The 14,037-nt window shown below is 67.5% G+C and carries 16 protein-coding genes; 11 read left to right on the forward strand and 5 right to left on the reverse strand.

Going from position 1 to position 14,037, the window contains the following annotated elements; translation table 11 throughout:
• Entirely contained in the window at positions 1-207 is a 207-nt protein-coding gene (locus NGR01S_RS04555) for an SHOCT domain-containing protein (protein ID WP_245664426.1), read from the reverse strand.
• Positions 208-590: 383 nt separating this feature from the next.
• Between NGR01S_RS04555 and NGR01S_RS04560 the strand changes: the two genes are divergently transcribed.
• From NGR01S_RS04560 to poxB, 8 genes are all read left to right on the forward strand, one after another.
• Positions 591-1,841 (forward strand): Nramp family divalent metal transporter, encoded by a 1,251-nt coding sequence (locus tag NGR01S_RS04560; protein WP_063034852.1) that lies wholly within the window; start codon positions 591-593, stop codon positions 1,839-1,841.
• 12 nt (positions 1,842-1,853) lie between these two features.
• On the forward strand, positions 1,854-2,777 hold the full coding sequence (locus NGR01S_RS32280) for a class I SAM-dependent methyltransferase (protein ID WP_245664427.1): 924 nt from the start codon (positions 1,854-1,856) through the stop codon (positions 2,775-2,777).
• 177 nt (positions 2,778-2,954) lie between these two features.
• Complete coding sequence (locus NGR01S_RS04570) at positions 2,955-3,293, forward strand: glycine zipper domain-containing protein (protein WP_063034853.1); 339 nt, start codon at positions 2,955-2,957, stop codon at positions 3,291-3,293.
• A gap of 163 nt (positions 3,294-3,456) precedes the next feature.
• Positions 3,457-3,888 carry an Hsp20/alpha crystallin family protein gene (locus NGR01S_RS04575; RefSeq protein WP_063034854.1) on the forward strand — a complete coding sequence of 144 codons (432 nt, stop codon included), beginning with the start codon at positions 3,457-3,459 and terminating at the stop codon, positions 3,886-3,888.
• Positions 3,889-4,038: 150 nt separating this feature from the next.
• The gene (locus NGR01S_RS04580; protein ID WP_063034855.1) at positions 4,039-4,929 is read left to right on the forward strand and encodes an ABC transporter ATP-binding protein; all 891 of its coding nucleotides are present in this window, start codon (positions 4,039-4,041) and stop codon (positions 4,927-4,929) included.
• Positions 4,930-5,064: 135 nt separating this feature from the next.
• Positions 5,065-5,730 (forward strand): ABC transporter permease, encoded by a 666-nt coding sequence (locus NGR01S_RS04585; protein ID WP_507762089.1) that lies wholly within the window; start codon positions 5,065-5,067, stop codon positions 5,728-5,730.
• Between the two features lie 67 nt (positions 5,731-5,797).
• A complete protein-coding gene (locus NGR01S_RS04590; protein ID WP_245664428.1) occupies positions 5,798-6,340 on the forward strand; it encodes a DUF4232 domain-containing protein in 543 nt (180 codons plus the stop codon).
• 186 nt (positions 6,341-6,526) lie between these two features.
• Positions 6,527-8,263, forward strand: coding sequence for a ubiquinone-dependent pyruvate dehydrogenase (gene poxB, locus NGR01S_RS04595; RefSeq protein ID WP_063034858.1), 1,737 nt, complete (start codon positions 6,527-6,529; stop codon positions 8,261-8,263).
• A 66-nt stretch (positions 8,264-8,329) separates the two neighbouring features.
• Here the strand turns inward: poxB and NGR01S_RS04600 are convergent, their stop codons facing one another.
• The 3 genes from NGR01S_RS04600 to NGR01S_RS04610 form a co-directional block, all read right to left on the reverse strand.
• Positions 8,330-9,997, reverse strand: coding sequence for a bifunctional 3'-5' exonuclease/DNA polymerase (locus NGR01S_RS04600; RefSeq protein WP_218020714.1), 1,668 nt, complete (start codon positions 9,995-9,997; stop codon positions 8,330-8,332).
• A 142-nt stretch (positions 9,998-10,139) separates the two neighbouring features.
• On the reverse strand, positions 10,140-10,736 hold the full coding sequence (locus tag NGR01S_RS04605; RefSeq protein WP_157107109.1) for a hypothetical protein: 597 nt from the start codon (positions 10,734-10,736) through the stop codon (positions 10,140-10,142).
• Positions 10,737-10,780: 44 nt separating this feature from the next.
• The gene (locus NGR01S_RS04610; RefSeq protein WP_174551656.1) at positions 10,781-11,224 is read right to left on the reverse strand and encodes an SPW repeat domain-containing protein; all 444 of its coding nucleotides are present in this window, start codon (positions 11,222-11,224) and stop codon (positions 10,781-10,783) included.
• 98 nt (positions 11,225-11,322) lie between these two features.
• Here NGR01S_RS04610 and NGR01S_RS04615 point away from each other — a divergent pair, with 98 nt between their 5' ends.
• The 3 genes from NGR01S_RS04615 to NGR01S_RS04625 all read left to right on the forward strand — a co-directional run bounded on the left by NGR01S_RS04615 (position 11,323) and on the right by NGR01S_RS04625 (position 13,410).
• A complete protein-coding gene (locus tag NGR01S_RS04615) occupies positions 11,323-11,877 on the forward strand; it encodes a TetR/AcrR family transcriptional regulator (RefSeq protein WP_063034860.1) in 555 nt (184 codons plus the stop codon).
• A 176-nt stretch (positions 11,878-12,053) separates the two neighbouring features.
• Entirely contained in the window at positions 12,054-12,221 is a 168-nt protein-coding gene (locus NGR01S_RS32285; protein ID WP_245664429.1) for a hypothetical protein, read from the forward strand.
• 52 nt (positions 12,222-12,273) lie between these two features.
• Positions 12,274-13,410, forward strand: coding sequence for a 3-ketosteroid-9-alpha-monooxygenase, oxygenase component (locus NGR01S_RS04625; protein WP_063034862.1), 1,137 nt, complete (start codon positions 12,274-12,276; stop codon positions 13,408-13,410).
• Here NGR01S_RS04625 and NGR01S_RS04630 read toward each other — a convergent pair.
• Complete coding sequence (locus NGR01S_RS04630; protein WP_063034996.1) at positions 13,393-14,022, reverse strand: TetR/AcrR family transcriptional regulator; 630 nt, start codon at positions 14,020-14,022, stop codon at positions 13,393-13,395. The genes NGR01S_RS04625 and NGR01S_RS04630 overlap by 18 nt on opposite strands.
• Positions 14,023-14,037 lie beyond the last annotated feature (15 nt).

Below are 14,037 nucleotides of genomic sequence, written 5' to 3' on the forward strand. Positions count from 1 at the left end.
TCAGACATCGGAGTGCGAATCGAGCACTTTCATACGCCGCACGTACTCGTCATCGGTGATCTCGCCCCGGGCGTACCGCTCGGCGAGCACCTGCCGCGGACTCGCCCACGCCCTGGGCGGCGGTGACTCGGACGAGGCCATATACCGCACCAGCAGAACCGATCCCGAGATCACCAGCGCCCAGAACAGGATTGTGCCGACGACCATCAGTCCGATCCCCCACCCACTCATCCCGGGCCCGTACCACATCACCACGACCATCCCCCGCCGTCGCCGAGCCCTCGGCACGCGACCGGATTCCGCGTTCTCATGACAACCTCCTCCGCCGCACCGGACCGCTGCTTCCCACCCTCGCGGCTCGAACCGGAGTCGCGGCAGAGGACGAGGACCCCGGCAGCGGGTACAACGTCACCGGAATCGGCCCGGATATACGCTCAATTTCACCGGCCCCGGCGATGCCGGGAAACTGCCGCCCGCATCAGCGCTGGTTCGGCCGACACGGTCACGAATCCGAATTACATCGCCGGCGGCATCATCCGGACGCGGACGCGCGAAGCCTCCGACTCCGCCTGCCCGTACTATCAGGGTTTATGGGCACGACCGGTTTCGTGTCGCGTCGGGCAACGCTGGTGCGAATTCGCTCGGCGGCGCTGCTGCTCGGGCCCGCCTTCGTGGCGGCCATCGCGTATGTCGACCCCGGTAATGTCGCCGCCAATATCAGCGCGGGCGCGCGGTTCGGATACCTGCTCGTATGGGTCATCATCGCAGCCAACGCAGTGGCGGGTCTGGTGCAGTACCTGTCCGCGAAACTCGGGTTGGCCACGGGCCGGACGCTGCCCGAGCTGGTGCGCGGACACACAGGCCGCCCGGTACGGCTGGCGTACTGGGTACAGGCGGAAACAGTCGCCATGGCCACGGATATCGCCGAAGTGGTGGGCGGGGCCATCGCGCTGAACATCTTGTTCGGCCTTCCGCCCGTTGTGGGCGGTGCCGTCACCGGGCTCGCATCAATGATCTTGCTGGCGGTACAGAACCGGTTCGGGCAACAACCCTTCGAACGGGCCGCGATAGGCCTGCTCACCATTATCGCCCTGGGGTTTCTAGTCGGCGCGGTCCTGGCACGCCCCTCGATTTCCGGCGCGATAGGCGGCGCCGTGCCGCGTTTCGACGGGACCGAGAGCATGATGCTCGCCGGCGCCATAATCGGCGCCACCGTAATGCCACACGCGGTGTATCTGCATTCCGGGCTGGTCCGGGATCGGCACGGCCATCCGAGGACACGTTCGGAACTCGCTCGACTGCTACGGGCGACCCGCAGCGACGTCGGTATGGCCATGCTGCTGGCCGGCACGGTCAATCTGGCGATGCTGCTGGTGGCCGCCGGTATCCTGCACGGCCGCACCGAAGCCACCTCGCTGGACGCGGCATTCGCCGGAATCGGCGACGCGCTGGGGCCGGCGGCCGGAGCGCTGCTCGCGACCGGCCTCCTCGCCTCGGGCGTGGCGTCGACCTCGGTCGGCGCCTATGCCGGCGCCATGATCATGCAGGGCCTTCTCCACCGGCACGTAGCACTGGTCGTACGTCGGCTGATCACACTGATCCCCGCATTCGTGGTCCTGGCCGCCGGAGTCGACCCGACCCGGGCACTCATCATCTCGCAGGTGATCCTCTCCTTCGGCATACCGTTCGCATTGATCCCGCTCGTTCGCTTCACCAGCGATCGAACCCTCATGGGCCACGACGCGAATCACCGGTTCACCACGGTGGCGGCCTGGTCGGTGGCCGCTCTCGTCACCGCGCTCAATGTGGTGCTGCTTTCACTCGCGGCGACCAAGATCTGACCTGGCGTCCGGATGCGGGTTGTTCTCGCGCCACCGGGCGTGGCACGGCCGGTGCACAGCGGGATTCTTCGCCGGCCGTTCTTCGATGTGGACCTCGACGCTGTCCGTGCGGCGCTGCGCGACCCGGAGGTGCGCCGGCTCCCGGGTAGCGTTCACGACGAGGCCGGAGAGTTCGCGCCCGAGGATCCGGCCGAGGTCGCGAAGAAGCCGATCGGCATCCGCGTGCGTCCAGGCGGGCCCCGGCGTACGGTCGAACCTGTGAGCGGCGGCGCCGTACCGGCGACAGCGGTGAATGGCTCGAGCCCGTGGGCACGAGTGTTCGCGACGCTGTACGATCCCCTGCTCTGGCTGGGTGAGAAGTCGGGTATGGCCGATCGCCGGCGGGATCTGCTCGGCCGCGCACAGGGCCGCACCGTCGAACTCGGCAGTGGTACCGGCCTCAACCTGAAGTATTACCCCCGCGACCTCGACGAGCTGACCCTGACCGAACCGGAAGCCGCGATGCGTATCCGGTTGACTCGGCGGCTGGGCCGCGAGCGAGAGCGGGCACGCGTCGTCGACGCCTCGGCGGAACAGCTGCCGTTCGCGGACGGCACCGTGGACACCGTCGTCTCGACGCTCGTGTTGTGCACTGTGACGGACCCGGACGCGGCACTACGGGAGATCGAGCGCGTACTGCATCCCCGTGGCCGGCTGCTGTTCATCGAACATGTGCGATCCGAATCGCCGCGACTCGCCCGCTGGCAGGACCGCCTGGCCGGCCCGTGGCGCCGATTCGCCGAGGGCTGCCACTGCAATCGCGCGACCCTCGAGCTGATCCGGGCGCGCGGTCTCGACCTCGACGATGTACAGGAAACATCATGGCGGCGCATGCCCCCGATCGTCCGGCCGCTGATCATGGGCGTGGCCAGCAAAGCGGCACCCGGCCGGGATTGACGCTCACTCCACACACCGTGGATCGGACCGATCACGAATCCGGCTGCCGCGCATTATTATTGATCACATTCCTTGTTCGGACCCCGCGCCGAGCCGCCTATGATTCAGGCGGCCGGAGTGCCTCCGGCCCGTGAACCACACCCTCGCCTGTTCCGAGGGTCGGAGAGGTGAGCTGAAATGATGGGAAACAGCCTGGTCAAGGCAACAGGTATGGTCGCGTTCGGCGCACTGCCCATGGCCGCGACCATAGTTCTCGCGGGGCCGTCCGCCGCCGAAGCCGCAACCGACCGAGCCGCCCCCGTGGCCGGCATTCCCCTGCAGAAGAGCGAGGACATCGCTACCAACCCGCACGCGCTGATCCCCGATCCGGTAGTGAACGGCTCGTCCGCGGGAGGCTCGGTCGGTTCCGCCGTGGGGTCGGCCACCGGATCCGGCGCCGGCTCACTTCTCGGCGCCGTGGTCGGTGCCCTGGTCGGCTATCTTCGTCCGGACGTGATCCCGCAGGTTTTACCCTGACCGCGATCCGGTAGACCGGTCGGCGGGCGGAGCTCCGGGATCTTCGGTCCCTTACGCCGGCGACATGGGCCTCTGGAGTAGATGACTGCCGCCCCTACCGCGACGGCCCGCCGGAGCGTGCAATCGAGACTGTCATCCGACAGCCCAACGATCAGGAGGAACAATGAGTCTTCTCCCTGCGCACCGCCAGCAGCATTCGTTACTGCCCGACTTCGCCGAGGTCTGGAACTCGTTGGCCCCGGCCACCGGCCTCGCCGCGATGTTCGGCACTCATATGCTTCGGGTAGAGGATTCTGTCGACGACGGCCGATATGTGCTCAGGGCCGAGATGCCCGGCGTGGATCCGGACAAGGACGTCGATATTTCCGTGCGGGACGGGCAATTGACCATCAGGGCCGAACGCTCGGAGAAGCACGAAGAGCGAGGCCGTTCGGAATTCAGCTACGGCTCGTTCGTCCGGACCGTCGCGTTACCGCGTGGCGCCGACGAAGACAGCATCGAAGCCAGCTACGCCAAGGGAATTCTGACGGTCTCGGTCCCCATCACCGAGCCGACGGCAGCGGCGAAGAAGGTGGAGGTGAAACCAGCCGAATGACCCGGCGCCGGATCGCTGCGTGAACGCCGGACCGTGCTGATCCGGCGGTGCGTGGCAATACGAAGTGGCCGGAGTCGCGACCGGAGATCGGGAGTCCGCTTCGCCCGGACGGCCCCGGTGGAGACGATCAGGACACGATGCGGAGGCGCGGTGACGATCGAGCTCACAGGACTCGGCAAGTCCTACCGGAGCACAGTGGCATTGGACGCGGTGACACTGCGGATCGCGGCCGGGGTGATCTTCGGATATGTCGGGCCCAACGGCGCGGGAAAAACCACCACGATCCGTATCCTCGCCGGTCTGATGCGTCCGTCGCGTGGTTCGGCTCGTATCTGCGGCGCGGACACGGTACGCGAAAGGAAACAAGCGCAACGCAACCTCGGGTATCTGCCCGGACAGTTCGTCGCCTACCCGGATCTGACCGCCGAGCAGTACCTCGACTATTTCGCGCATCTGCACGGCGGCGTCGACCCGAAAGTGCGTCGTAGCATGACCGACCGCCTCGATCTGGACGTCGCGACCCGCATCGGTGCGATGTCCCACGGCAACCGGCAGAAGGTCGGCATCGTGGCGGCGTTCATGACCGAGCGGCCCGTAGTGATCCTCGACGAGCCCACGAGCGGTCTCGATCCGCTGGTACAGCGGGAATTTCTCGCCATGGCACGGGAGGTACGCGACAGCGGGCGCACGGTCTTCCTGTCCTCCCATGTGTTATCGGAGGTGGAAGCGGTCGCCGACACCGTCGGAATGCTGCGGAATGGCCGTCTCATCGAGGTTCGATCCGTGGCCGAGTTCACCGGACGGACAGTGCGCCGCCTCGACCTGACATTCGCCGGCCCGGCGCCGGCCCCGGCCGTGTTCCGCGCCCTCCCCGGAGTACGGCACGTGCACCGGGGCCCGGATCGATACCGAGTGGAGGTCGAGATGGATGGTTCCACGGCCGAGCTGGTGAAAGCGATCGCGCCTTATGAGGTCATCGATCTCGTCAGCCGTGAACCGGACCTCGAAGAGATCTTCCTCGGCTACTACGGACAGGACTGAAACGTCGTGCTCCGCAATGTCTACCTGAAGTGTTTACGCGATCAGCGACGCGGCCTGGCGGGTTGGAGCGTCGGAATAGTCGCGCTGGTACTTCTGGAAAGCGCACTGTGGCCATCGATCTCGAATACGGCAGGTATGCGGGAGTTCGTGAAGAACTATCCCGAACCCTTGCGCGAGCTGTTCGACCTGGACGAATTCGGCACCGGCACCGGGTTTCTCAATGTCGAGCTGTTCAGTATGTTGCTGCCCACCCTGTTCCTCGTTTTCGCGATCGGGCGAGGCGCCAGGGCGATAGCCGGCGAAGAAGAAGCGGGAACCCTGGAGGTTCTGCTGATGACCAGGGTGACACCGATTCGACTGGTGATCGAGCAGGCCGCGGTGCTCGCCACGGCGGCTGCGGCGCTGGGAACGGTGCTTTTCGTCGCGGTCACCGTGTTCTCCACGGTATTCGGTCTCGGCGTCGCGGTGGCTGCGGCACTGACCGGTGCCGTGGCCATGGTGCTCATCGCTGTCGAGTTCGGCTGGCTCGCCTTGGCGATCGGCGCGGCGACCGGCCACCGCGTGCTCGCCATAGCGCTCACCTCGGCATTCGCGGTAGCGGCGTATGTCCTGTACGTGGCGAGCAAACTGGTGGATGCGGTGCGGCCCTGGGGCCCGCTGTCACCTTTTCATCAGGCCATCGAAGGTGGGCCACTGGGCGGCGGGCTTCCCGCCGCCTACGGTTGGCTACTGCTGGCGGGAGCCGTCGCATTATTGGCCGGGCTCCCTGTATTCCATCGTCGTGATATCGCCGGAGTGTGAGCATGCTCGCCCGGGGACCCGTGGCCGTCTCCGCGCATTCGGCCCGGACATCTGTTCAAATGGCTTGATGATGTATCGCATATCGAAAGGAACCAGAACATCGACCGAGTGGCGCGCCGCCGGCGTGGCGGGGGCCGCGGCAGTAGCCCTGGCAGCGGTGACGATTCCGGCCGCGACCAGCGCCGCCGCGCCTGCCCCGTGTGCCGCGGAGGTGCTCGACCTGAGCACCCGCGAGCGCCCGTCGGACTCGCCCGGTCAGGGCCGGCTCGAAGTCGTGCTGACCAATACCTCCGCCCAGAGCTGCGCGGTGCAGGGATTCCCGGGCGTGGACCTGGCGGGCCCGGATGATCCGACCTTCGGCCCCACCTATCGGCTACCCCGCCAGGCCGCGGAGCCCGCACCGCTGACGGTGGAACCGGGCGCCGCGGTGAGCAGCCTGCTCACCTACCTGTCGGACGGCCCGGAGGGCTGGGTCCCGGTGACGCTCGTCGTCACCCCGCCGGACACCACCACCCAGCTCCAGGCGCCGTGGCCCGCGGGCGTGAGCGTGCAACGCCAGGACGCCGCCACCCACCCGGGCACCTATATCGGCCCGCTGCAACCCGCCTGATCCCCCGCTTCGACCGCCGCGCCGGCACCCGTCGGCGCGGCGGTTCTCGTTGCGGGGAGCGGCAGACTTCGCTCTGCGACCACTCGCGAGCCGGACGTTTCGACCGGCGACAGCCGAGAGAGCTCGGCTACCGACCCACCCCGCATATCCGGCTACGATCCGGCAACCACCGCGTAGGGTCGGGTCATGGCGACTGTCGCTCAGCACATGATCACTGCATTGCAGGTCAGCGGCGTCAGCCGGGTCTACGGGTTGCCCGGTGACAGTTTGAACGGGTTCACCGACGCGATACGGCGATCCGACGGCATCACCTGGGAGCATGTGCGGCACGAGGAGGCCGCCGCGTTCGCGGCGACCGCGGAGGCGGCACTGACGGGCCGGCTCGCCGTATGCGCCGGGAGTTGCGGGCCGGGCAACCTACATCTGATCAACGGACTGTACGACGCCCAGCGCACGCGGGTTCCGGTGCTGGCCGTCGCCGCGCACATCCCGATCGGCGAGATCGGCTCCGGATACTTCCAGGAAACCCACCCCGAGGAGTTGTTCCGCGAGTGCAGTGTGTACTGCGAACTCATCAGCAGTCCGCGATCGGCGCCGCGGATCGTGGAGATGGCGATGCGGGCGGCGGTCGAGGAGAACGGTGTCGCCGTCGTGGTCATACCCGGCGAGGTCTTCCAGAGCCGCCTGTCCGGTGAACGGTGGAGCAGCCGTCCGGTATTGCCGTCCCGGTCGGTGGTCCGGCCGGACGACCCCACCCTGCGCCGCGCCGCGGACATCCTGAATGCCGGATCGCGGGTGACGATTCTCGGCGGGGCCGGTACCGCCGGTGCGCACGCCCAGGTCATGGCGCTGGCCGGGACGCTGCACGCGCCGATCGTGCACGCGTTCCGCGGCAAGGAACACCTGGAATACGACAACCCGTTCGATGTGGGGATGACCGGGTTGCTCGGGTACGCCTCGGGATACAAGGCGATCAAAGAATCCGATGTGCTGCTGATGCTGGGCACCGACTTCCCGTACACACAGTTCTATCCCGAGGACGCCGCGATCATCCAGGTCGACATCCGCGGCAGCCGTCTCGGCCGCCGCACCCCGGTCGACCTGGGCATGGTCGGCAGCGTGCGGGACACGATCGACGCGCTGTCGCCCCTGCTGGAGCAGAAAACCGATCGAACGCATCTGGACAGGTCGCTGCGGCATTACCGGCGCACCCGGCAATCGCTGGACGCGCTGGCGGTCAATGACCGCGACCGCACGCCCATCCGTCCGGAATACGTCGCCGGAGTGGTGAATCGACTGGCCGCCGACGACGCGGTGTTCACCTTCGACGTCGGATCGCCGACGATCTGGGCGGCCCGCTATCTGACCATGAATGGCCGGCGACGGCTGACCGGCTCGTTCACCCACGGCACGATGGCCTGCGCCCTGCCGCACGCCATCGGTGCGCAGACGGCCCACCGGGGACGCCAGGTGGTCGCCCTCGCCGGCGACGGCGGATTGACGATGCTGTTCGGTGAGCTGATCACCCTGTCGCAGAACGATCTACCCGTCAAGGTGATCGTGTTCAACAATTCGTCGCTGAACTTCGTGGAATTGGAGATGAAAGCGGCCGGGGTGGTGAACTTCGGCACCGAACTGTCGAATCCCGACTTCGGCGCCGCCGCCCGGGCCATGGGGATCTGGGGGCGCCGGGTAGAAGCCCCCGGCGACCTGGAACCGGCCGTCGCGGAGGCACTCGCGTACGAGGGGCCCGCGCTCGTCGACGTCGTCGTGGCACGGCAGGAACTGACGATTCCGCCGGCCATTTCGGCAGAGCAGGCCAAGGGATTCACCATCTACGCCATCCGCACCGTCCTCGCCGGCCGCGCCGAAGAACTGCTCGACCTGGTCACCACCAACGTCGCCCGGCGCATTCTGGACTAACCACGCCGCCTGGGCCTCCCGGCCGATGGCCGATCCGCCACTCGACATCCTCGGCGAGACGGGGACCTACTTCGCGTCCCCATAGCACTCCACCACCGCCGTGGTGAAGGGAAACCGCACCGGCGTCGGCCCGAAAGCCAGCCGGCCCGCGGTATCGGCCGCGGTGGCGATCAGTGCGGCGACCCGCGGCGCTTCCTCCGACGGACAGTGCACGATCACCTCGTCGTGCTGGAAGAACACCAGTTCGGCCCGGAGCCCGGCACGAGATATCGCATGACGCAGACCCGCCAAGACCAGCAGGGCCCAGTCGGCGCCACTGCCCTGCACCACGAAGTTACGCGTGAAGCGGCCGCGGGCGCGCGCCGTCGAGGTACTGCGGTACTCGCCGGCATCCCCCTGGGACGGTTCCTCCTGATCCGGTGCCACAACCGATACCGGCGGGCAGGTCCGTCCCAGCCAGGTGCGGACGAGTCGACCCTCCTCACCGGCCCGGGCCGCGTCGTCGACATAGGCCACCGCGGCCGGATATCGCCGGCGCAGACCCGCCAGGTGGGTCAGGGCATCGCCGGAGGTCTGGCCGTAGATGGCGCCCAGCAGGGCGAGTTTGGCTTGCGCGCGGTCCCCGCCGAAGCCGCGGGCCGCGAGATCCGCGTACAGATCCGCACCCCGGCCGGCCACTTCCATCAACCCCGGATCACGCGAGACCGCGGCGAGTATGCGCGGCTCCATCTGATCGGCGTCGGCCACCACCAGCGACCAGCCCGGGTCGGCACGGATCGCCCGGCGGATCACCTTCGGGATCTGCAGCGCGCCACCACCGTTGGTGGTCCAGCGGCCGGTCACCGTACCACCGGGCAGATATTCGGGACGGAACCGGCCGCCGTGTACCCACTGTTCCAGCCAGGACCAGCCGTGAGCGGTATACAGGCGGTACAGCGATTTATAGGCCAGCAGTGGCGCCACCGCGGGGTGGTCGATGCGCTGGAGTTCCCATTTGCGGGTGGAGGACAACAGGATCCCGGCGCGGGAGAATGCTCTGACGATGTCGTTGGGCAGATCCGGACGGACCCGCACCCCGAACGCCCGCGACACCTCCTCGGCCAACTCCGCCAGCCGACGTGGTTCCGCCCCGCCCGGATACCGCTCCCCCAGCATTGTGTCCAGCAACTCGCGGTGTACGTCCGCGCGCCACGGGATCCCCGACCGCGACATCTCCGCGGCGATCAGCATGCCCGCCGATTCGGCGGCGAGCAGCAACCGCATGCGTTCCGGATGCTCGGTGGCCGCGGTCCGGGCGAGCTGACCCGCGTAGACCTCCAGCAGAGCGGTGAATTCGTCGGTGCCCGACGGCAGCGGTACCGGGCCCGACTCGAACAGCGACGGCTGACTCTCGGCCGCGCGCGCCGGGGCATCCGGCGGAACGGGTAGGTCGTGCAGCCGAGCCCAGGCGGCCGCCAGTGAACGGGGCCGACCCGACTGTCCCTCCTCGTAACCGATCAGCAGCGCCTCTGCGGCCTCCACGTCGTAGCACCGCTCGACCCGCACCCCGGCTGCCAGCAGGGATCGGTAGATCTCGGCGGTGGACCGCCACACCCACCGCTCGACCTCCGGGCGTGACCGCACCGCCTCGGCGAGCGACGGCTCGTGAAGCACCGCGGCGGCGGGGCGGCCGGCCGGATCGAGAGGACACAGATACGCGCCCCCGTCATCGGACTCCGCCACCGCCCACCGCACGCCCACGAGTCTGGCACCAGGGTCCGACATCCACGGCAACGGTTCGTCGCGTCGTCCGATGTTCCGGCGGCGAGCCGGCCGAAGCGGCCGGCCCGCGTTTCGGTACCACGACACATCACCCGGAACCCACCGGGCCGGCTTCCTACGAAGGCCGGATCGGCGCCGCTGTCCGAAATCCTCCCCATCCCACCGGGAGTTCGACGTGACCGGCCCGGATATCGGCGACCAGATGGGCGTAACCTTCGCGAGCCTGTCCGAGGTGAAACCACGCCGTGCGACGGAGACGCCGATTCACGGAGTGGCGTACGGACCAGCGAGCGTCGGCGTACCGGGCCGCGACCTGATCCATGGTCTGGCCGAGCGAGTGGGTATGGGTGCGCGCCCCGGTACGGTGCGGCAGGTGCCGCACGCGCCAGGTGTCGATATCTTCCACCACCGTGGTGATCCGGCGCCGGAGATCCATTTCGTCGGGCCGCGCCGACGCCCGGACGGGATCCAGGCCGGTGGCCAGTAATGCCACCCGCAGCTCACCCAGTTCCTGGGCCAGGCCCACCAAGACCGGACCGCTACCGGTATCGAGATGACCCGAGATCGCCGAGAGCAATCGCTCGGGCGACAGCAATGCGGCGGAGCCCCCACCCGGAGCGCTGTTCATGGCGCCGCGGACTGCCGGATCCACGAGACGGGCGGCGGCATCTCCCGGGCGGGGCCCGCGATTCCGCAGCACAGGCACCGCCACGCCGCGCTCCGGGACCCGTGCCCGGTGGCTCGGACCATCGGTATTCATGCGGCTCTGGCCGATCCGTTGACGCGGCCGGCTCCGACGACCTCATGCTGCCGGATCTGCCGGAGGCGGTAGGTCACCAGCTCGTCGACTCGAGCGGCCTCGGCAACGTTGCCGGCCTCGTCGCTCACGTAGGCCGCACCCGCCGACAGGGCGAGGAGCAGACCGGTCGTCCACACCACCCATCCCGCGCTTTCGGCGGCGAACCCACCCACCCAGGGCGAGATGAAGAGCATCAGCCCGATCACCGAGAGGGCCCAGTGGTCCTTCGTAGGATTGCGGGCGAGTAGTGACCACATCGCGTAGACGACGGTCAGTGCACCCAATCCGAGTGTGAGACCGGCGGCCGCGGCCGTATCGGTCCATATCGAGGTCGCCGCGGTCGCCAACCCCAGCCCCATTGCTCCCCATCCGACGATCGAGTTCTTGTCCGGTCTCCTCATGACATACCTCCTTAGCGCTACGCTACACGTATCGTAGCGTGCGTGGTTGGCATGATGGACCAGTTGTGAGGTACCGAACCCGAAGCAAGGGAGAGCCGATGGTCGAGGCGCCGGCACCGCGTGACGAACGCATCACCGCCGCGACGTTGGAGCTGCTGCGCGCCAAAGGGCCGAAAGCAGTCACCGTCGAGGCGGTCGCCGCGCTGTCGGGGGTGGCGAAGACGACCATCTACCGCCGGTACAGCAATCGCGGCGATATGCTCACCGCTTCGCTGAGTTCGATCGCCGAGCCGGAGTTGCCCCCGGATACCGCGGCCTTGCCGACAGTGCTGCGATGGGTCGTCGAACAATCCCTGCACGTCGTGGACGCGAGTATCGGCCCGGGAGGCGTGGCGGCACTGCTCACCGACGATGATCCGGAATTCACCACCCTGATCCGCGCACTGCTCGTCCAGCATCGCCATCGGCTGACCGAGGGGCTGAGCCGGGCGCTCGCGGCGCAGGCGCCGCGAGCGGACCTCGATGTCGAAACCTTCCTGGACATGATCGTGGGCGCCTACCTCGCGGAGATCGCACGCAGCGGCAGCGTCCGGGACGATTGGAGTGAGCGGGTGCTGTCCGTGGTCACCACCGGCGCTGTTCCGCTGGACTGAATTCCTGTGGCGTCCGCCACAGGCGGGTTCCTAGCCTCGACACATCCGAGGAAGGGATCCGGAAATTGCAGCCGCTCGTCTGTCATACCTGCGCCGCTCGAGTGTCCGTCGCGAAGTACAGCCCCGCTCACACGAGTATTCAATGGACCGCCGAGGCCGCGCGTACCTGCCGGGAAATGGCCGCCCTGACAGGCAGCGACCACGGCGGCTACCTGCTGCGCTGCGAATCCCTCGACGGCTCGATCGACGCCGCGGTGGCCCGTGGTGAGATCGCGGCGACCACGCGTACCGAGCCGGCCGTCGCGCCCCTCACCGCCGAGCAGGGCCATCGCCCGCTCCGGTGACCACAGCCCCCGTCCAGCCCGTTCGATCTACCTACACAGCACTGGAGAACCCATGACCGTCGAGCAAGAGCGGATCGAGATCCGCACCATCGATACCGGGACGAACCCGGCGCGTTTCGCGCGCGGCTGGCATTGCCTCGGCCGGGCGAAGGATTTCCGGGACGGCAAACCCCACCAGATCGCGGTCTTCGGTACCGAAGTCGTGGTGTTCGCCGACTCCACCGGCGAGATCCATGTACTCGACGCCTACTGCAGGCATATGGGCGGCAACCTCGCGCTCGGTGAGATCAAGGGCGATACCATCGCCTGCCCGTTCCACGACTGGCGCTGGAACGGCAAGGGCCGGTGCGAGTCGGTCCCCTACGCTCGCCGGACGCCCAAGGTCGCCCGTACGCGCACCTGGACCACCATGGAGCGCAACGGAATTCTGCTGGTCTGGCATTGCCCGCAAGGCTCCGAGCCGCCCGCCGAACAGGCGATCCCGGAGATCGAGGGATACGAGGACGGGCAATGGAGCGACTGGACCTGGACGACGATCCGGGTCGACGGATCACACTGCCGCGAGATCGTCGACAATGTGGTCGATATGGCGCATTTCTTCTACGTGCACTACCAGATGCCGGAGTACTTCAAGAACGTCTTCGACGGCCACATCGCCGGACAGCACATGCGCTCCTACGGTCGTGACGACATCAAAACGGGTGTGCAGATGGATCTTCCCGAAGCGCAGACCATTTCGGACGCGTTCTACTACGGTCCCTCCTTCATGCTCGACACGATCTACACCGTCGCCGAGGGCACCACCGTCGAGTCCAAGCTCATCAACTGCCACTACCCGGTCAGTTCGAACTCGTTCGTCCTCCAGTTCGGCACGATCGTCAAGAAGATCGACGGGATGACCGAGGAGCAGACCGCGGAGATGGCCACACTCTTCACCGAGGGGCTCGAGGAGCAGTTCAAACAGGACATCGAAATCTGGAAACACAAGACACGCATCGAGAACCCGCTCCTCACCGAGGAGGACGGCCCGGTGTACCAGCTCCGCCGGTGGTACAGCCAGTTCTATGTCGATCTCGAAGATGTCACCCCGGAGATGACGCAACGCTTCGAGTTCGAGGTCGACACGGGCCGCGCGCTCGAATCGTGGCACCGGGAAGTGGCGGAGAACCTGTCAGTTTCCGGCGAGTGACGTGGCGGCCCGCTCCACCTCGGTCGGGGTGGAGCGGGGGCGCATCCCGTCGACGAAAACCGAGATCACGGTGCGGGCGAGGCCGGCCGTGGAATGCTGCGAATCCGGCCGGAACCAGCGTGAGGCGTGCCAGACCGCATCGTAGAGGAGTTCCCGGAACGCCTCAGGATCGATATCGCCGCGGAGTTCGCCGGCCGCGATTCCTTCTCCGATGGCCTTACGCCAGGCGACCTGCATGATGTCGGCGGTCGCCGCCATATCGGCCTCCACCACACGGTCCCGCATGTATTCGCCTTCGCGGCGCCAGATCGATGTGGCGCCGTGGTACTGCTCGCTGGTCGTCAGCGCGACCTCGGTGAGCGCCTCGAGACGTTCGATCGGCGGCAGTTCCCGCGCGAGCACGGCCTCACAGCGCGCGGCCAGGTCCTCGATGTACTCGCGGATCAATTCGGTGACGATCGCTTCCTTGGACGGGAAGTAGTGGTAGAGCGCGCCCGAATGCACCCCCACCGCATCGCCGATCTCGCGGATGGTCGTCGCGGAAATCCCCTTGCGGGCGAATATCTCGGCCGAGCGGTCGAGAATCAGCTTCCTGCGTTCGTGCGGGTCCACGGACATCCCCTGTCG

This window comes from Nocardia grenadensis NBRC 108939, from assembly GCF_001613445.1.
Taxonomy (GTDB): Bacteria; Actinomycetota; Actinomycetes; order Mycobacteriales; family Mycobacteriaceae; genus Nocardia; species Nocardia grenadensis.

Excerpts from the sequence above, each read along its gene's own strand:
- NGR01S_RS04585 (WP_507762089.1), top strand. The coding sequence starts at position 5,065 with ATGCGGGAGTTCGTGAAGAACTATCCCGAACCCTTGCGCGAGCTGTTC.
- NGR01S_RS04560 (WP_063034852.1), top strand. The coding sequence starts at position 591 with ATGGGCACGACCGGTTTCGTGTCGCGTCGGGCAACGCTGGTGCGAATT.
- NGR01S_RS04590 (WP_245664428.1), top strand. The coding sequence starts at position 5,798 with ATGATGTATCGCATATCGAAAGGAACCAGAACATCGACCGAGTGGCGC.
- NGR01S_RS32280 (WP_245664427.1), top strand. The coding sequence starts at position 1,854 with ATGCGGGTTGTTCTCGCGCCACCGGGCGTGGCACGGCCGGTGCACAGC.
- NGR01S_RS04570 (WP_063034853.1), top strand. The coding sequence starts at position 2,955 with ATGATGGGAAACAGCCTGGTCAAGGCAACAGGTATGGTCGCGTTCGGC.
- NGR01S_RS04625 (WP_063034862.1), top strand. The coding sequence starts at position 12,274 with ATGACCGTCGAGCAAGAGCGGATCGAGATCCGCACCATCGATACCGGG.
- NGR01S_RS04615 (WP_063034860.1), top strand. The coding sequence starts at position 11,323 with ATGGTCGAGGCGCCGGCACCGCGTGACGAACGCATCACCGCCGCGACG.
- NGR01S_RS04575 (WP_063034854.1), top strand. The coding sequence starts at position 3,457 with ATGAGTCTTCTCCCTGCGCACCGCCAGCAGCATTCGTTACTGCCCGAC.
- NGR01S_RS04555 (WP_245664426.1), bottom strand. The coding sequence starts at position 207 with ATGGTCGTCGGCACAATCCTGTTCTGGGCGCTGGTGATCTCGGGATCG.
- NGR01S_RS04610 (WP_174551656.1), bottom strand. The coding sequence starts at position 11,224 with ATGAGGAGACCGGACAAGAACTCGATCGTCGGATGGGGAGCAATGGGG.
- poxB (WP_063034858.1), top strand. The coding sequence starts at position 6,527 with ATGGCGACTGTCGCTCAGCACATGATCACTGCATTGCAGGTCAGCGGC.
- NGR01S_RS32285 (WP_245664429.1), top strand. The coding sequence starts at position 12,054 with ATGGCCGCCCTGACAGGCAGCGACCACGGCGGCTACCTGCTGCGCTGC.